The 17,851-nt window shown below is 64.8% G+C and carries 10 protein-coding genes and 1 pseudogene; 2 read left to right on the forward strand and 9 right to left on the reverse strand.

Annotation, left to right across the window (positions count from 1 at the left end):
- Positions 1-65 precede the first annotated feature (65 nt).
- On the reverse strand, positions 66-581 hold the full coding sequence (locus HELO_RS15050) for a CinA family protein (protein WP_013333502.1): 516 nt from the start codon (positions 579-581) through the stop codon (positions 66-68).
- A gap of 162 nt (positions 582-743) precedes the next feature.
- On the opposite strand from HELO_RS15050, the gene mutS reads away from it, so the two are divergent.
- Both mutS and fdxA read left to right on the forward strand, forming a co-directional pair.
- On the forward strand, positions 744-3,329 hold the full coding sequence (gene mutS, locus HELO_RS15055; protein WP_013333503.1) for a DNA mismatch repair protein MutS: 2,586 nt from the start codon (positions 744-746) through the stop codon (positions 3,327-3,329).
- A gap of 144 nt (positions 3,330-3,473) precedes the next feature.
- On the forward strand, positions 3,474-3,797 hold the full coding sequence (gene fdxA, locus HELO_RS15060) for a ferredoxin FdxA (RefSeq protein ID WP_013333504.1): 324 nt from the start codon (positions 3,474-3,476) through the stop codon (positions 3,795-3,797).
- Positions 3,798-4,356: 559 nt separating this feature from the next.
- Here the strand turns inward: fdxA and eno are convergent.
- The 8 genes and pseudogenes from eno to HELO_RS15100 all read right to left on the reverse strand — a co-directional run.
- On the reverse strand, positions 4,357-5,649 hold the full coding sequence (gene eno / locus HELO_RS15065) for a phosphopyruvate hydratase (protein ID WP_013333505.1): 1,293 nt from the start codon (positions 5,647-5,649) through the stop codon (positions 4,357-4,359).
- Between the two features lie 42 nt (positions 5,650-5,691).
- Positions 5,692-6,543: a 3-deoxy-8-phosphooctulonate synthase gene (gene kdsA, locus HELO_RS15070; protein WP_013333506.1), complete on the reverse strand. Its 852-nt coding sequence runs from the start codon at positions 6,541-6,543 to the stop codon at positions 5,692-5,694.
- Positions 6,544-6,548: 5 nt separating this feature from the next.
- Positions 6,549-8,204 (reverse strand): CTP synthase, encoded by a 1,656-nt coding sequence (locus HELO_RS15075; RefSeq protein WP_013333507.1) that lies wholly within the window; start codon positions 8,202-8,204, stop codon positions 6,549-6,551.
- A gap of 358 nt (positions 8,205-8,562) precedes the next feature.
- Positions 8,563-9,981: an FAD-dependent oxidoreductase gene (locus HELO_RS15080; RefSeq protein ID WP_013333508.1), complete on the reverse strand. Its 1,419-nt coding sequence runs from the start codon at positions 9,979-9,981 to the stop codon at positions 8,563-8,565.
- Positions 9,982-10,018: 37 nt separating this feature from the next.
- Positions 10,019-14,467 (reverse strand): glutamate synthase large subunit, encoded by a 4,449-nt coding sequence (gene gltB, locus HELO_RS15085; RefSeq protein ID WP_013333509.1) that lies wholly within the window; start codon positions 14,465-14,467, stop codon positions 10,019-10,021.
- A 485-nt stretch (positions 14,468-14,952) separates the two neighbouring features.
- Positions 14,953-16,077, reverse strand: coding sequence for a 3-dehydroquinate synthase (gene aroB / locus HELO_RS15090; protein WP_013333510.1), 1,125 nt, complete (start codon positions 16,075-16,077; stop codon positions 14,953-14,955).
- A gap of 4 nt (positions 16,078-16,081) precedes the next feature.
- Positions 16,082-16,624 (reverse strand): shikimate kinase AroK, encoded by a 543-nt coding sequence (aroK, locus tag HELO_RS15095; RefSeq protein ID WP_013333511.1) that lies wholly within the window; start codon positions 16,622-16,624, stop codon positions 16,082-16,084.
- A pseudogene (locus tag HELO_RS15100) lies at positions 16,624-17,838 on the reverse strand (type IV pilus secretin PilQ); the annotation flags it as partial. The pseudogene HELO_RS15100 and the gene aroK, both read right to left, overlap by 1 nt.
- Positions 17,839-17,851 lie beyond the last annotated feature (13 nt).

The following is a 17,851-nucleotide window of genomic DNA, read 5'->3' on the forward strand; positions in this document are numbered from 1 at the left end:
TCACTGTATGGTTGCACAGTAGTATGACGAAAAAAGCGCCGCTCGACCAGCCCCGCACGTGCTAGCTATTCGTGCGGCGTCAGCCAGCGGATCAAACCCACCAGCGCCTCGCGAACCGCCGCTTCGCGCACGGCATCGCGATCGCCGGGGAAGTGCCGACATTCGGCCGCGCGCTGCCAGCCGTCGCCCCAGGCCAACCATACGGTGCCCACCGGCTTGTCGTCGGTGCCGCCGCCCGGGCCGGCGACGCCACTGATGGCCACGGCCAGGTCGGCCCCGCTCTCGGCGCAGGCCCCGGCCACCATGGCCTCGACCACCTGTCGGCTGACCGCGCCATGTTCGGCCAGCATGGTCTCGGAGACACCCAGCAGGCGCGTCTTGGCGGTATTGGCATAGGTCACGTAGCCGGTCTCGAAGTAATCGGAGCTGCCGGCCACCGAGGTGATGGCGCTGGCCACGCCACCGCCGGTGCAGGATTCCGCGGTACTGACCACGATGCCCCGCTCGCGGCACAAACGTCCCAGGTACTCGGCGAGTCTCGCCGGATCGAGGGGATCCGGACTTTCGGCATGTACCGCCATGGGATGTCCTCCAGACCGTTGGTGACTGGACGACGACGCTCCTGACGCCGAACGTCCTTGAGCGTAGAATACTGCCTTTGCCCGCGACATGCATGACATGCGCGTCGCCATGATTCCTCTGTCGTTCTTCGCACCATCACCACCGGCAAGCCAAGGAAGCCCATGTCACAGGCCAGCGCCCAGCACACCCCGATGATGGCCCAATATCTGAAGATCAAGCGCGAACATCCGGACGTGCTGCTCTTCTATCGAATGGGTGATTTCTACGAACTGTTCTTCGATGATGCCAAGCGCGCCGCCGCCCTGCTCGACATCACCCTGACCCAGCGCGGCCAATCGGCGGGCAAGCCGATCCCCATGGCCGGCGTGCCCTATCACAGCGCCGAGGGCTATCTGGCGCGCCTGGTCGCCGCCGGCGAATCGGTGGCCATCTGCGAGCAGATGGGCGATCCGAATACCACCAAGGGCCCGGTGGAACGCAAGGTCGTGCGCATCGTCACGCCGGGCACCCTGTACGACGAGGCGCTGCTCGACGCCCGACGCGACAACCTGGTGGTCGCGCTGCATGCCGCCGGCGAACACTGGGGTCTGGCCTGGCTGGAGCTGTCCAGCGGGCGCTTCAGCGTGCTCGAGGTCGAAGGTGAAGCCGAGGCGATGGCCGAGCTGACTCGCCTGGACCCGGCCGAGTTGCTGGTCGCCGAAAGCCTGACCCTGCCGCCCGGCCTCGAGGCGCATCGGGGCCTGCGTCGGCAGAACGACTGGCTGTTCGACCTGGAAAGCGCCACGCGCACCCTGTGCGACCAGTTCGCTGTCCAGGATCTGAGAGGCTTCGGCTGCGCGCATCTGGAAGCCGCCATCACCGCTGCCGGCGTGCTGATCGACTACGCCCGCGACACCCAGCGCTCGCAGTTGCCCCATGTCACCGCCATCGGCGTGGAGAGCCGCGACGACGCCGTGGTGATCGACGCCGCCAGCCGCCGCAACCTGGAGATCGGCGTCAACCTGGGAGGCGGCACCGACAACACCCTGGCCAGCGTACTCGACACCACCTCCACCGCCATGGGGTCGCGCCTGCTCAAGCGCTGGCTCAATCGGCCACTGCGCGATCGCGCCCAGGTATCGGGTCGCCAGGCCGCCGTCGCCGCCCTGCTCGACGGCGACGGCTTCGTCGCACCCCGCGAGGCCCTCAAGGCGATCGGCGACGTGGAACGCATCCTGGCCCGGGTCGCCCTCTACAGCGCCCGCCCCCGGGATCTCGCCAGACTGCGCGACGCCTTGAACGCCCTGCCCGAGCTCGAGGCCGAACTGGCCCGCTTCGACGAGGGCACCGCCCTGGACGATCTCAAGCGGCGCATCCATCCCTACCCGACGCTGGCCGATACGCTGAGCCGGGCCCTGATGGAGAACCCGCCGGTGGTGATCCGCGACGGCGGCGTGATCGCCGAAGGATTCGACGCCGAGCTCGACGAACATCGCGGCCTGGCCGAGCACGCCGGCGATTACCTGATCGAACTGGAGACTCGGGAGCGCGAACGCACCGGCCTGCCCGGCCTCAAGGTCGGCTACAACCGCGTTCACGGCTACTATATCGAGATTCCCCGCGCCCAGGCCCGGGATGCGCCGGTAGACTACATCCGTCGCCAGACCCTGAAGAACGCCGAGCGCTTCATCATCCCCGAGCTCAAGGAATTCGAGGACAAGGCGCTATCGGCCAAGTCCCGTGCGCTGGCCCGCGAGAAACTGCTCTACGATGGCCTGCTCGACGACCTCAACGCCGAGCTTTCCACCCTCCAGGCTACCGGCCAGGCGCTGGCGGCACTGGACGTGCTCGCGACCCTGGCCGAGCGCGCCCGGGCGCTGGACTTCGTGCGTCCAGAGCTGCCCGAAACGGCAGGCTTCAGCATTCGCGGCGGCCGCCATCCGGTGGTCGAGCAGGTCAGCGAGACACCTTTCGTGCCCAACGACCTGAACATGGATGACGAGCGGCGCATGCTGGTGATCACCGGCCCCAACATGGGCGGTAAATCGACCTACATGCGACAGGCCGCCCTGATCACCCTGCTCGCCCACACCGGCAGCTTCGTGCCCGCCGACGCCGCCTCTATCGGCCCCGTGGATCGCATCTTCACCCGCATCGGCTCCTCGGACGACCTGGCCGGCGGGCGTTCCACCTTCATGGTCGAGATGACCGAGACCGCCAACATCCTGCACAACGCCACCGATCACAGTCTGGTGCTGATGGACGAGATCGGGCGCGGCACCAGCACCTTCGATGGGTTGTCGCTGGCCTGGGCCAGTGCCGAGCAGTTGACCCGCAGTCGCGCCTTCACGCTGTTCGCCACCCACTACTTCGAGATGACCGCACTGGCCGAACAAGCCAGCGGCGTGGCCAATGTCCACCTGACGGCCACGGAGCACAAGGAAGGCATCGTCTTCATGCACCGGGTGGAAGACGGCCCGGCCAGCCAGAGCTACGGCCTGCAGGTCGCCCAGCTCGCCGGCGTACCCCAGGCAGTGATCGCCCGGGCGCGGGAAAAGCTTGCCAGCCTCGAGCAGCAGGAAATCGACCAGGGCCAGCGCAGCCTGTCCACGGACGACAGCGCCGCCTCAGGCAGCGCCCCGCAACAGGCCGACCTGTTCGCCAGCGCGCCGCATCCCATGCTGGAAAGCCTGGGAAGCCTGGGACTGGACGACATGACGCCGCGTCAGGCGCTGGAGTGGCTCTACCACTGGAAGGAAAGGCTGTAATCGCCTTGCGGTTGGCGTGGCGGCCCGACTAAAATGGGGCCAACAAGCTCACTATATTATAAAAGCAACAGTTTTTATAACCCAAATTCATCATACGAGACCGACTGGCCGCGGCGCCACCCGGCCCGAGGAAGGGAGACAGACATGACATTCGTCGTCACCGAAAACTGCATCAAGTGCAAGTACACCGACTGTGTCGAGGTCTGCCCGGTGGACTGCTTCTATGAAGGCCCCAACTTCCTGGTGATCCATCCCGACGAGTGCATCGACTGCGCCCTTTGCGAACCGGAGTGCCCGGCCGAGGCAATCTATTCGGAGGACGAGCTCCCGGAGGGACAGGAACAGTTCATCGAGATCAACGCTGAACTCTCCGAGACCTGGCCGAACATCACCGAGAAGAAGGATCCACCGGAAGACGCCGAGGAGTGGGACGGCAAGACTGGCAAGCTGGAGCACCTGGAGCGCTAGCGAAGCACGCTCGGGGAAACGCTGAATAAAACGCCGAACGCCGCTCAGGCATTCGATCAGCGTTTCCTCGGAACCGTGCCATTGGCTGAATACAACAGCGCCGAATGTCTCTCGACATTCGGCGCTGTTGCGTTTGCCTTGAATGAACGCAAGGAGAACATCAGACAAAAAAAGGCGGCCCGCAGGCCGCCCGCTCCTAGCCAATCCTTGAGCGAATCCCTTCGCTCATCGTCCTGCGAGTGCTGTCCCTGCTCGGAGGCGACTTCCTGTCACACCGAGCGCACTCGAGACTGCATCCCGTGGCATCCTGCCGGAAGAGCTCCGCTCTCCCTTGTCCCGAGTGCATTGTGGCACGCCTGAGGAGCTTCTCAAGTGGCCCCGATGGCATCATGACGAGCGCAGCGTCCGGCTCCGTTTTTAAAAACCCTCACAATATCAAAAAGATAAAAAAAGACCGCTGCAAAAAGCAGCGGTCTTCGTAGGAATTTTGTCGTTAATGTCTTCGGCTATCTGTAGGAAATCTCCTACAAAGCGAAGAGCTAATCACAACAATGCCCGCTTATTGACCTTTAATGGCGCTGCGCCCGGGATAGGCCACGCGCTCGCCAAGGTCGCGCTCGATCACCAGCAGGCGATTGTACTTGGCAACCCGGTCGCTGCGGCACAGCGAGCCCGTCTTGATCTGGCCGGCGCTGGTGCCCACGGCCAGGTCGGCGATGGTGGTATCCTCGGTCTCGCCGCTGCGATGCGAGATGACGGCGGTGAAGCCGGCATCCTGGGCCATGCGAATGGCATCCAGGGTCTCGGAGAGCGAGCCGATCTGGTTGAACTTGATCAGGATGGAATTGCCGATGCCCTCGTCGACGCCGCGCTTGAGGATGCGCGTATTGGTGACGAAGAGATCGTCGCCGACCAGTTGCACGCGGTCGCCGAGCTTGTCGGTCAGCGCCTGCCAGCCGTCCCAGTCGGACTCGTCCATGCCGTCCTCGATGGAAACGATGGGATACTGGTCGCACAGCTCGGCCAGATAGTCGACGAAACCGGCGGCGTCATAGGACTTGCCCTCGCCGGACAGCGCGTACTGGCCATCCCGGTAGAATTCGCTGGAGGCGCAATCCAGCGCCAGCGTGACATCGCGACCGAGTTCATAGCCGGCATCCGCCACGGCCTGCTTGATCACCGCCAGTGCCTCGGCATTGGAGTCGAGGTTCGGCGCGAAGCCCCCCTCGTCGCCCACGGCGGTGGCCAGGCCACGCGCGGCCAGCACCTTCTTCAGGGCGTGGAACACCTCGGCGCCCATGCGCAGGGCCTCGCGGAAGCTCTCAGCGCCCACCGGCTGGATCATGAATTCCTGAATGTCGACATTGTTGTCGGCATGCTCGCCGCCGTTGAGGATGTTCATCATCGGCACCGGCATCAGGTACTGGCCCGGCTGGCCGTAGAGCTCGGCGATATGGGCATAGAGCGGCATGCCCTTGGCGTTGGCCGCTGCCTTGGCGGCCGCCAGGGAGACCGCGAGGATGGCGTTGGCGCCCAGCTTCGCCTTGTTGTCGGTGCCATCGAGCTCGAGCATGGCTTCGTCCAGGCCCCGCTGATCGCGGGCGTCCATGCCCAGCAGGCGCTCGCGAATCTCGCCATTGACGGCCGCCACGGCCTTCGACACGCCCTTGCCAAGGTACCGGGACTTGTCACCGTCGCGCAGTTCGAGGGCCTCGCGGGAGCCGGTGGAGGCCCCGCTGGGCGCGCAGGCTTCGCCCACGGCGCCGCTTTCCAGGCGCACTTCGGCCTGCACGGTCGGGTTACCACGTGAATCGAGCACCTCGAGGGCGCGGAGTTCGACGATCTTGGTCATAGGTCGTGTCGTCCTTAAGCGAGTCAGTCAGCGTTGAAAGAATCAGGCAATCTCGAGTGGTTCAAACCCCTTCACCAGGTCGTCCAGTGCCTTGAGTTGCGCCAGGAAGGGTTCGAGCTTGTCCAGTGGCAAGGCACAGGGGCCGTCGCACTTGGCATTGTCGGGGTCGGGGTGCGATTCCAGGAAGAGGCCGGCCAGGCCCACGGCCACGCCGGCACGTGCCAGCTCGGCGACCTGGGCGCGACGCCCGTCGGCACTGTCGGCACGCCCGCCGGGGCGCTGCAGGGAGTGGGTGACATCGAACAACAGCGGATAGCCGGTCTGCTTCATGTCACCGAAGCCGAGCATGTCGACCACCAGGTTGTTGTAGCCGAAGCTCGAGCCGCGTTCACAGAGGATCAGGCGGTCGTTGCCGGCTTCCTCGCACTTGCGCAGGATGTGGCGCATCTCATGGGGCGCAAGGAACTGCGGCTTCTTGATGTTGATCACCGCGCCGGTTTCGGCCATGGCCACCACCAGATCGGTCTGGCGGGCCAGGAAGGCCGGCAACTGGATGACGTCGGCGACTTCCGCCACCGGCGCGGCCTGCCAGGGCTCGTGCACATCGGTGATCACCGGAACCCCGAAGCGCTCCTTGATCTCGGCGAGCATCGCCACGCCATCCTCCAGGCCGGGGCCACGGAAGGAATGGATGGAGCTACGGTTGGCCTTGTCGAAGCTGGCCTTGAACACATAGGGCATGCCGAGCCGGGAGGTGACCTCGACATAGGCCTCGGCAACCTCCAGGGCCAGCTCTCGGGACTCCAGCACGTTCATGCCACCGAACAGGGTCAGCGGCTGGGAATTGCCGACCCGAAGGCCGGCGAATTCGATGAGGCGTTCGGGGTCGGTCATCGGTCTCACTCCTGTGGGGCGGACTGGGCGCGACTGCGCTCCGCCTTGTGCTCCAGTGCCGCACTGACGAAGCCGGTGAACAGCGGGTGGCCGTCACGGGGCGTCGACGTGAATTCCGGGTGAAACTGGCAGGCCACGTACCAGGGATGGTCGGGCAGCTCGATCATTTCGACCAGGGAGCCATCGACGCTCTTGCCCGAGACCACCAGGCCGGCCTCTTCCAGGCCCTCGACGAACTGGTTGTTGACCTCGAAGCGGTGACGGTGACGCTCGACGATCTCGTCGTCGCCATAGGCCTCGCGGGCACGGGTTCCCGGTGCCAAGCGGCAGACCTGGCCGCCCAGGCGCATGGTGCCGCCCAGGTCCGAGGCCTCGTCGCGCAGCTCGATCTTGCCTTCCGGGCTGAGCCATTCGGTGATGAGCCCGACCACCGGGTGCTGGGTGTCGCGGGTGAATTCGGTGGAGTTAGCGTCTTCCCAGCCGGCCATGTGGCGGGCGAACTCGATCACCGCCACCTGCATGCCGAGGCAGATGCCCAGGAAGGGAATCTTGTTTTCCCGGGCAAAGCGGGCCGTGGCGATCTTGCCTTCCACGCCGCGTTCGCCGAAGCCACCGGGGACCAGGATCGCATCCTTGCCGGCCAGTCGCTCGGGGCCGTGGCGCTCGATGTCCTCGGAATCGACGTAGTCGATGTTGACCTTGATGCGGGACTGGATGCCGGCGTGGGTCAGTGCCTCATTGAGCGACTTGTAGGCGTCGAGCAGCTCCATGTACTTGCCGACCATGGCGATGTTGATCGACTTGAGCGGGTTGAGCTTGGCATCGAGCACGCGGATCCATTCGCTGAGATCCGCTTCGCCGGCCTCCAGGCGCAGCTTGTCGCAGACGATCTCGTCCAGGCCGTGTTCGTGCAGCATCAGCGGGATACGATAGATGGTATCGGCATCCTGCAGCGGCACGACCGCACGCTCTTCGACGTTGGTGAACAGCGCGATCTTGCGACGCTCGCTTTCTTCCAGGTCGACTTCGCTCCGGCAGATCAGGATGTCCGGCTGGATACCGATGGAACGCAGTTCCTTGACGCTGTGCTGGGTCGGCTTGGTCTTGGTCTCACCGGCGGTCTTGATGTAGGGCACCAGCGTCAGGTGCATGAAGATCGCCCGGCTGGCGCCCAGCTCACTGCGAATCTGGCGAATCGACTCGAGGAACGGCAGCGACTCGATGTCCCCCACGGTGCCGCCGATCTCGACCAGCGCCACATCGAAGTCCTTGCCACCCTCGTAGACGCGGCGCTTGATCTCGTCGGTGATGTGCGGGATCACCTGCACGGTGCCCCCCAGGTAATCCCCGCGACGCTCCTTGCGCAGCACGTGTTCGTAGACACGACCGGTGGTGAAGTTGTTGGCCTGGGTCATCTTCGTGCGAATGAAGCGCTCGTAATGCCCCAGGTCGAGGTCGGTCTCGGCGCCATCCTCGGTGACGAACACCTCGCCATGCTGGAATGGACTCATGGTGCCCGGATCCACATTGATGTAGGGATCGAGCTTGAGCATGGTGACCTTGAGGCCGCGCGCCTCGAGAATAGCCGCCAGCGAGGCCGACGCGATGCCTTTGCCGAGTGAGGACACAACGCCGCCGGTCACGAAGATATATCGTGTCATGGAGAACCTGTCGAAACGTGATCGGTAGGCCCGGCAGGAAGCCGCGCCAGGATGGGACCACAGAGTAGCAGATGACGGCCTCGTGCTCAATTTTGTCCTGCCACGGCTTCCCGGCGGCAGTTCTACGCGGAGGCGCTGTAAACCCTTCCCTGGGCGCTACCTTTTCCATCCATGGAAAAGGACCTCCGCTCCGAACTGCCACCGGTGCCGCCGACCATCAGTGCTTCCGCCACAAACGTCGAGTGACAGACTGCCGGCTCGGTGTTCGGGTTTTCTTCCCTCTTCCAGCCCGGACCACGTCCGGGCGTTCTTTCCTCTTCCCTCTTTTTCCTTCCCTCTCCTGAACAACGTTCAGGACTTACACATCCAGATAGTCGAGGATGCCCTCACCGGCCTGGCGGCCTTCGAACACGGCGGTCACCACCAGATCCGAGCCACGCACCATGTCGCCGCCGGCGAAGATCTTCTCGTTGGTGGTCTGGAAGGCGTAGGCGCCTTCCTCGGGCGCCTTGACCCGCCCCTTCTCGTCGAGCTCGATGCCCACGGTCTCGAACCAGGGTGCCGGGCTCGGCTGGAAGCCGAAGGCGATGACCACTGCATCGGCGGGCACCACCTCTTCGGAGCCGGGCACGACCTCGGGGCGCTGACGACCGTTTTCGTCGGGCTCGCCAAGGCGGGTCCGCACCACCTTGATGCCCTCGACCCGATCCTCGCCGATCACTGCCACCGGCTGGCGGTTGAACAGGAAGTCCACGCCTTCCTCCCGCGCATTGGCCACTTCCTTGCGCGAGCCCGGCATGTTGTCTTCGTCGCGGCGATAGGCGCAGGTCACGGACGCCGCACCCTGGCGGATGGCGGTGCGATTGCAGTCCATGGCCGTGTCGCCGCCGCCCAGCACCACGACCCTCTGGCCCTCGAGGGACACATAGTCCGCCGGGTCCGTCTCGAAGCCCAGGCAGTGATTGACGTTGGCGACCAGGTAGTCGAGCGCCTTGTGCACACCCGGCAGGTCCTCGCCGGGAAAACCGCCCTCCATGTACTTGTAGGTGCCCATGCCGAGGAAGACGGCGTCATACTCTTCGAGCAGTTGCTCGAAGGGCATGTCGCGTCCGATCTCGACGCCGAGGCAGAACTCCACGCCCATCTCCTCGAAGACCGCCCGACGCCGCTCCATCACGGTCTTCTCGAGCTTGAACTCGGGAATGCCGAAGGTCAGCAGGCCACCGATCTCGGGGTACTTGTCGAACACCACCGGCTTGACGCCGTTGCGCACCAGGATATCGGCGCAACCGAGCCCCGCCGGGCCGGCGCCGATGATCGCCACCTTCTTGTCGGTCCAGGTGACCTTGGACATGTCCGGGCGCCAGCCCATGGCGAAGGCGGTATCGGTGATGTATTTCTCCACCGAACCGATGGTCACCGCGCCGAAGCCATCATTGAGCGTGCAATCGCCCTCGCACAGCCGGTCCTGGGGGCAGACCCGGCCACACACCTCCGGCAGCGAATTGGTGCGATGGGAGAGCTCGGCGGCCTCCAGGATGTTGCCCTCGCTGACCAGTTGCAGCCAGTTGGGGATGTAGTTGTGCACCGGGCACTTCCACTCGCAGTAGGGATTGCCGCAGTGCAGGCAGCGGTGTGCCTGGGCCGCCGCGTCCTGGGGCTTGTACGGCTCGTAGATCTCGGCGAACTGCTTCGCCCGGGTACGCGCCGGCTTCTTCTCGGGGTCCTGACGACCCACGTCGATGAACTGGAAATCGTTGTTCAAGCGGTTGGCCATGTTCTGTGCTCCTCTAGTACGAACCTGATCGCCTCATTCACTCCGGCTGACGCCGGGACTGGTCCAGCAGGCTGGCGAGACTCGCCGCCTTGGGTTTCACCAGCCAGAAGTGGCGAATGAAGTCGCTGAAGTCCTCGAGGATGTCGCGGCCGCGCTGCGAGCCGGTCTCGGCGACGAATTCTTCGATGACTTCCCTCAGGTGTCGACGATGGGCCTCCATGGCCTCGGTGTTGACCCGGTGGATCTCCACCAGTTCGTGATTGTACTTGTCGACGAAGGTGCGGTCCTCGTCGAGCACATAGGCGAACCCTCCGGTCATGCCGGCGCCGAAGTTGACGCCGGTCTCGCCGAGCACGGCGACCAGACCGCCGGTCATGTATTCGCAGCAGTGATCGCCGGCGCCTTCGATGACCGCCTGGGCACCGGAGTTGCGCACCCCGAAGCGCTCGCCGGCGGTGCCGGAGGCGAACAGCTTGCCACCGGTGGCACCGTACAGGCAGGTATTGCCGATGATCGCTGTCTTGTGGCTTTCGAAGCGGCTTTCGCGCGGCGGCACGATCACCACCCGGCCACCGTTCATGCCCTTGCCGACGTAATCGTTGGCATCGCCTTCCAGGTAGAGGTGGAGCCCGCGAGCGTTCCAGACCCCGAAGCTCTGGCCGGCCACGCCGCGGAAACGCGCGGTCACCGGCGCATCCTCGAGCCCTGCCTCGCCATAACGCTTGGCGATGGTCCCGGAGGCCAGCGCCCCCACGGAGCGGTCGCAGTTGGTGATGGCAAACTCGAACTCCCCACCGGATTTCTGCTCGATCGCCGTCTTCATGGCGGCGAGCACTTCCTGGTTCTTGGCGCCCGGATCGTGGGGCACGTTGCGATCGACCTGGCAGAACTGTGGCGCCTCGGCCGGCACGAAGTCGTTGGTCATCAACGGCGACAGGTCCAGCCGGCGCTGGGAAGGTGTCACGCCCTCGATCGCCTCGAGCAGATCGGTGCGGCCGATCAGATCGGTGAGCTGCCGCACGCCCAGCATGGCCATCAGTTCGCGCACTTCCTCGGCGATGAAGCGGAAATAGTGCTTGACCATGTCCACCGTGCCGCGGAAATGCTCGTCGCGCAGGACCTGGTGCTGAGTGGCGACGCCGGTGGCGCAGTTGTTGAGGTGGCAGATACGCAGGTACTTGCAGCCCAGTGCGACCATCGGCGCGGTACCGAAACCGAAGCTCTCGGCGCCGAGGATTGCCGCCTTGATCACGTCCAGGCCGGTCTTCAGGCCGCCATCGGTCTGCAGGCGAATCTTGTCGCGCAGGCCGTTGATGCGCAGCGCCTGGTGAACCTCGGGCAGGCCGAGCTCCCAGGGGCTGCCGGCGTGCTTGATCGAGGTCAGCGGGCTCGCCGCCGTGCCGCCGTCGTAGCCGGAGACGGTGATCAGGTCGGCATAGGCCTTGGCCACGCCGGTGGCGATGGTGCCGATGCCGGGCTCGGACACCAGCTTGACCGAGACCTGGGCGTCGGGATTGACCTGCTTGAGGTCGAAGATCAGCTGCGCCAGGTCCTCGATGGAATAGATGTCATGGTGCGGCGGCGGCGAGATCAGCGTCACCCCGGGCACCGCATAGCGCAGCCGGGCGATCAGTTCGTTGACCTTGCCGCCCGGCAACTGGCCGCCTTCGCCGGGCTTGGCGCCCTGGGCCACCTTGATCTGCAGCACTTCGGCATTGGCCAGGTAAGCCGGCGTGACCCCGAAACGCCCGGAAGCGATCTGCTTGATCTTGGAGCTGCGGATGGTGCCGTAACGGACCGGATCCTCGCCGCCCTCGCCGGAATTGGAGCGCCCACCGGTCTCGTTCATGGCCTGGGCCAGAGCCTCGTGGGCCTCCGGCGACAGGGCGCCGAGCGACATGCCGGCGCTGTCGAAGCGCGGCAGCAGGTTCTCGACGGGTTCCACTTCCTCCAGCGGCACCGGCGTCTCGGCAGGCTTGAGCCTGAGCAGGTCGCGAATGGTGGCCGGATCGCGCTCGTTGACCAGGGCCGCGAACTTCTTCCACTTGGTGTAATCGCCCTCCTGCACGGCCTCCTGCAGCGCCTTGATCACATCCGGGTTGTAGGCGTGGTACTCGTGGCCATGCACATACTTCATCAGGCCGCCGTGGGAGATGCTCTTGCGCGGCTTCCAGGCATCCTTGGCCAGCAGCTCCTGTTGCAGCTGCAGCTCGGCAAAGCCGGTGCCCTCGATGCGCGAGGCCATGCCGGTGAAGCACATGTCCATGACCTCGGACGCCAGGCCCACGGCCTCGAACAGTTGAGAGCCACGATAGGAGGCCAGCGTCGAGATGCCCATCTTCGAGAGGATCTTGAACAGCCCCTTCTGCAACCCCTTGCGATAGTTTTCCCGGGCATCGGCGGGGTTACCGACCAGCTCGCCGGTGCGATGCATGTCGGCCATGACCTGATAGGCCAGCCATGGGTAGACCGCCGTGGCGCCCACCCCGAAGAGCACCGCCATCTGGTGGGCATCGCGGGCGTAGCCGGTCTCGACGATCAGGTTGACGCGGGGGCGCAACGCCAGGCGTCCCAGGTGATGATGCACCGCACCCACCGCCAGGGCGGCATGAATGGGCAACTGTCCCTTTTCCAGATTGGCGTCGGACAGCACCAGCAGCACCTTGTCGCCGCGGGCGGCTTTCTCGGCCTCGGCGCAAAGCGCCTGCAACGCGTCCTTGAGCCCGGTGGTCTCGGGATCGTAGGCCAACGACAGCGTCTGACTGGCGAAGGCCGGGTCTTCCTGGGTCACCAGGGCGGTGAACTTGCGCGGCGACAGTACCGGGGTGGTCAGAATCAGGCGATGCGCATGCTCCGGCGTTGCCTTGAAGACATTGAGTTCGGCGCCGATGCAGCTTTCCAGCGACATCACGATCGCCTCGCGCAGCGGATCGATGGCCGGATTGGTGACCTGGGCGAACTTCTGGCGGAAATAGTCGGTCAGCAGCCGCTGTTTGGTGGAGAGTACCGCCATGGGCGTGTCATCGCCCATGGACCCCACCCCTTCCTGACCGCTTTCGGCCAGGGGACGCAAAATCTGGTCGCGCTCCTCGAAGCTGATCTGGAACATCTTCTGCTGCACGGCCAGGGTATCGGCATCCATGTTCTGGAAGCGCGCCAGCTCGGTGAGCGCCGATTCCAGGTAACTGGCCTCCTGCTTGAGCCAGCGCTTGTAGGGATAGGCCGACTTGAGTCGCGAGTCGATGTCCTCGGTATGCAGGACCTCGCCGGTTTCGGTATCCACGGCCAGGATCTGGCCGGGGCCGACACGCCCCTTGGCCACCACGTCCTCGGGCCGATAATCGTAGGTGCCGATCTCGGAAGCCAGGGTGATGTAGCCATTGCGGGTGATCACCCAGCGCGCCGGGCGCAGGCCATTGCGATCGAGCATGCAGACCGCCTGGCGGCCATCGGTCATGACCACGCCGGCCGGACCGTCCCAGGGCTCGGCATGCATGGAGTTGTACTCATAGAAGGCACGCAGGTCGCCGTCCATGATCTCGACGTTCTGCCAGGCCGGCGGCACCATCATGCGCACCGCCCGATGCAGATCCATGCCACCGGTGAGCAGCACCTCGAGCATGTTGTCCATGCTCGAGGAGTCGGAACCGGTGGTGTTGACGATCTCGTCGAGCTCGGCGATGTCGGGCAGCCGCTCGCTGGTGAAGTTTTCCTTGCGCGAGTTGGCCCAGCCACGGTTGGCCTGGATGGTGTTGATCTCGCCATTGTGGGCCAGCAGCCGGAACGGCTGGGCCAGCGGCCAACGCGGCGCGGTGTTGGTCGAGAAGCGCTGGTGGAAGACGCAGATGGCCGTCTCCAGGCGGGTATCGCCCAGGTCGTGATAGAAGGCGGGAAGATCCACCGGCATCACCAGCCCCTTGTAGGACACCACCTCGGGCGACAGCGAACAGACATAGAAGTCCTCTTCGTCGCGCAGGGCCTGCTCGGCATGACGGCGCGCCATGAACAGGTCGACGTCGAAGGTGTCGCCGGTCTCCTCGCCGGGCTCGACGAAAAGCTGCCGGATGCGCGGCAGGCAATCCAGCGCCATGGGACCACAGACACTGGGGTCCACCGGCACCTCGCGCCAGCCCAGCACGTTCAAGCCGCGCTTGGTCAGTTCGGCTTCCAGGGTTTCCCGCCCCTGCGCTTCCCGGGCATCGTCGTCGGGCAGGAAGATCGAGCCGACCGCGAAGCGCTCGCCCAGTTCGACGCCGAGCGCCTCACGCGCCACTTCGCGCATGAAGGACTCGGGCATTTTCAGCAACAGGCCGCAGCCGTCGCCGGTCTTGCCATCGGCGGCGATGCCGCCACGGTGTGTCATGCAGGTCAGCGACTCGATGGCGGTCTTCAGCAAGTCGTGGCTGGCCTGCCCCTCCATGTGGGCGATCAAGCCGAACCCACAGTTGTCACGGAATTCGTCGGGCTGGTGGAGACCTCGGTTCATGGACGTGCCTCAGCTACGAAGAGTTTTATTTGCAGAAATTATGTGTTATATTTTTATGTTTTTCTTTTTACACAGAGACGCTGATCGGGTCTCTAGACTGCACGGCAAAAGGCCGTCCAGAATAGCCAGCCCCTACTCTCAACGCAACGCCCTCGCCCCTCCACTACCCGCGTTTTCTCCAGCAAATCCGTGACTTGCACGCCCGCTCAATAAAAAAAGCCTACCAACTCAACAGTTTGCAAAGCGTTGGCTCGACACTCTGAGCCTCATCACCCATGATGAGACTTTAGTCGCATACCCTCACGAACCCCCATGCCGATATGGCATATGGCATGCGAATTCATGCAAGACACGCGAACGGACACCCCGAAACGACGACGCCCGCGGCAAGGCGCGGGCGTCGTCGTGCGAATGGTTGGAAAGAGGCCTTCCTAGGCCTTGCCTGAAAAGTCGACGAGCGAAGGCAGGCACTTTTCGGACAGTGCCTAGCGGCGCGGAAAGGCCTCCAGAAACTCCCTCAGCATCTCGGGCGGCGTCTCGTCATGAATGCAGGCGTCACCGAGTCGACGCAGCAGGATCAAGCGCAACCGCGCATCCAGGTTCTTCTTGTCCAGGCGCATGAGCGCCAGGAAGTCCTCCGCCGTCATGTCGGCCGGTACCGCCAGCGGCAACGACGCCGCCTCGATGATCGCGCGAACCCGCGCCACGTCGGCCTCCGCGAGCCAGCCCAGCCGATGCGAAAGTTCCGCGGCCATCAGCATGCCGGCCCCCACGGCCTCGCCATGCAGCCAATGCCCATAGCCCTGATGGGTTTCGATGGCGTGACCGAAGGTGTGCCCCAGGTTGAGCAAGGCCCGCACGCCCTGCTCGGTCTCGTCCTCGGCGACGATCTCGGCCTTGAGACTGCAACTGCGCTCGATGGCGGTCGTCAAGGCGGCGGCATCGAGACGACGCAACGCCGGCATGCGCTCCTCCAGCCAGGACAGGAAGTCGGCATCACGGATCAGCCCGTACTTGATGACTTCGGCGAGCCCGGCGGAAAGCTCGCGGGGCGGCAGGCTTGCCAGGGTGTCCGTATCGATCAGCACCGCCCGAGGCTGCCAGAAGGCACCGATCATGTTCTTGCCGCGCGGATGATTGACCCCGGTCTTGCCGCCGACCGAGGAATCCACCTGGGCCAGCAGGGTCGTGGGCACCTGGATGAAGGCCACGCCGCGCTGATAGCTGGCAGCGGCATAGCCGACCATGTCACCGATCACGCCGCCTCCCAAAGCGATCAAGGTGCACCGCCGATTGAATCCGGCCGCCAGCAGCGCGTCCCAGATGCGCTCGACGCTGGCCAGGTTCTTGGTCGCTTCGCCGTCGGGCAACACCAGCTCGCGCACCTCCAGGTCGTCCGGCAGGCCACGCTTGAGCGCCTCCAGATACAAAGGCGCCACCGTCTCGTTGGTTACCACCATCACCTGGCGACCGGCAAGATGGGGCGTCAGCCACCGGGAGTCGCCCAGCAGCTCGGGGCCGATATGGATGGGATAGCTGCGCTCGCCCAACGCCACTCGCAGAGTGCGCAGGGCATCATGGGATGACGGGACTTCGGGAGATTGCGTCATGGCATCAGGCCTTGCATTGAAGTGGGTCGACCAGGCGCTCCACGCGACGCAGGATGTCGCTGGCCACGGCACGCGGCCCCCGCCGGTCGGTACGCACAATGATATCGGAGGTCGCCCGATAGAGCGGATCACGTAGCACGAACATCTCCTCGAGCACCTGACGGCGATCGTCACGTTGCAGTAACGGACGGTTGCGATCCTTGGCCGTGCGCCGCAATTGCTGGTTCACGGTGGTATAGAGATAGATGACGGTGCCGCTTTCGCGCAGGACCCGACGATTTTCCTCGCGCAGCACGGCCCCGCCACCGGTCGCGATGACCACCTGCTCACGCTCGGCCAGCTCCCGGATCATCTGGGATTCGCGGTCACGAAAACCCGCCTCGCCCTCCACATCGAAGATCCAGGGGATATCGGCGCCGCAACGCGCCTGGATCTCGTGGTCGCTGTCGAGGAACTCCCGCGACAGGTCGGTCGCCAGCAGGCGGCCGATGGTGCTTTTTCCGGCCCCCATGGGACCGACCAGAATCAGATTGGGTAATGCCGGCATCAGTGCGTCGCCAGGTTGTCGTCCAGTATTCGGGGCGTAATGAATACCAACAACTCTACCTGATCGCTGCTGTTCTCGGTATAGCGAAATAGGTGGCCGAGCAGCGGTAGATCACCCAGCAGCGGCGTCTTGAACAGCTGACGCACCTGCTCGGTGGTGAGAATCCCACCGAGCACCACAGTATCGCCGTCGTCGACCAGTACCTGGGTGGCGATCTGGTTGGTGTCGATGGCCGGGGCTCCGCCGAAGGTTTCCTGGGCCACGGTGTCGTTGTTGATGACGAGCTCCATGATGATGCGATCGTCGGGCGTGATCTGGGGCGTGACCTCCAGGGACAGGACCGCCTCCTTGAATTCGACATTGGTGGCACCGCTCGATGTCGCCTCCTGATAGGGAATCTCGGTGCCCTGCTTGATCAACGCAGTACGCTGATTGGCGGTGATCACCCTGGGCTGGGAGATGATCCGGCTCTTGCCTTCGCTTTCCAGGGCACGCAGCTCCAGATCGAGCAGCACATCGCCGGACAGGTAACCGAAACCGAAGGTCGTGGCCGGTGACCGGGCGCTCCCCAGATCCACGGCCAATCCGCCCGTCTCGGCCACGCCACTGGAAGCACCGGCGGCATTGAGCCCGCTCGGCGTGCTGCCCTCATTGGCGGACAGCCCCCAGGAAACACCCAGCTCGCGTGCCACGCTGTCCCGGGCGATGACGATACGCGCCTCGATGCGCACCTGACGTACCGCCACATCGAGACGCTCCAGCATCCGACGAATCGCGGCGACACGCTCGGCGGTATCCTGCACCAGCAGCGTATTGGTGCGCGCATCCACGGCGACCCGACCACGCTCCGTCAGCAGGCCGAGGCCCGTCTCGCCACGCAGCATGTCCGCCAGATCCTCCGCCTTGGCGTACTTGATGCGCAGGTGCTCGGTCACCAGCGGCGCCTCGGGCGCGGCTTCCCCGCCGCTCCCCTCCAGCGCCCCGTGCCTGGCCAGCTCACCGGCAGGCGCCACCATGATGACGTTGCCCTGCCGGCGGCTGGCCAGCCCGTGACTCTCGAGAATCAACGCCAGGGCTTGCTGCCAGGGTACTTCCTCGAGATTCAACGTGACGCGCCCGGACACATTGTCGCTGGCCACCAGGTTGAACCCGGTGACATCGGCGATGGCCGCCAGGGCGGTGCGTATCGAGACATCCCGCAGATTGAGCGAGATGAGGCGTGTGTCA

The sequence above is a fragment of the Halomonas elongata DSM 2581 genome, from assembly GCF_000196875.2.
GTDB lineage: Bacteria > Pseudomonadota > Gammaproteobacteria > Pseudomonadales > Halomonadaceae > Halomonas > Halomonas elongata.

Excerpts from the sequence above, each read along its gene's own strand:
- HELO_RS15050 (WP_013333502.1), bottom strand. The coding sequence starts at position 581 with ATGGCGGTACATGCCGAAAGTCCGGATCCCCTCGATCCGGCGAGACTC.
- mutS (WP_013333503.1), top strand. The coding sequence starts at position 744 with ATGTCACAGGCCAGCGCCCAGCACACCCCGATGATGGCCCAATATCTG.
- fdxA (WP_013333504.1), top strand. The coding sequence starts at position 3,474 with ATGACATTCGTCGTCACCGAAAACTGCATCAAGTGCAAGTACACCGAC.
- eno (WP_013333505.1), bottom strand. The coding sequence starts at position 5,649 with ATGACCAAGATCGTCGAACTCCGCGCCCTCGAGGTGCTCGATTCACGT.
- kdsA (WP_013333506.1), bottom strand. The coding sequence starts at position 6,543 with ATGACCGACCCCGAACGCCTCATCGAATTCGCCGGCCTTCGGGTCGGC.
- HELO_RS15075 (WP_013333507.1), bottom strand. The coding sequence starts at position 8,204 with ATGACACGATATATCTTCGTGACCGGCGGCGTTGTGTCCTCACTCGGC.
- HELO_RS15080 (WP_013333508.1), bottom strand. The coding sequence starts at position 9,981 with ATGGCCAACCGCTTGAACAACGATTTCCAGTTCATCGACGTGGGTCGT.
- gltB (WP_013333509.1), bottom strand. The coding sequence starts at position 14,467 with ATGAACCGAGGTCTCCACCAGCCCGACGAATTCCGTGACAACTGTGGG.
- aroB (WP_013333510.1), bottom strand. The coding sequence starts at position 16,077 with ATGACGCAATCTCCCGAAGTCCCGTCATCCCATGATGCCCTGCGCACT.
- aroK (WP_013333511.1), bottom strand. The coding sequence starts at position 16,624 with ATGCCGGCATTACCCAATCTGATTCTGGTCGGTCCCATGGGGGCCGGA.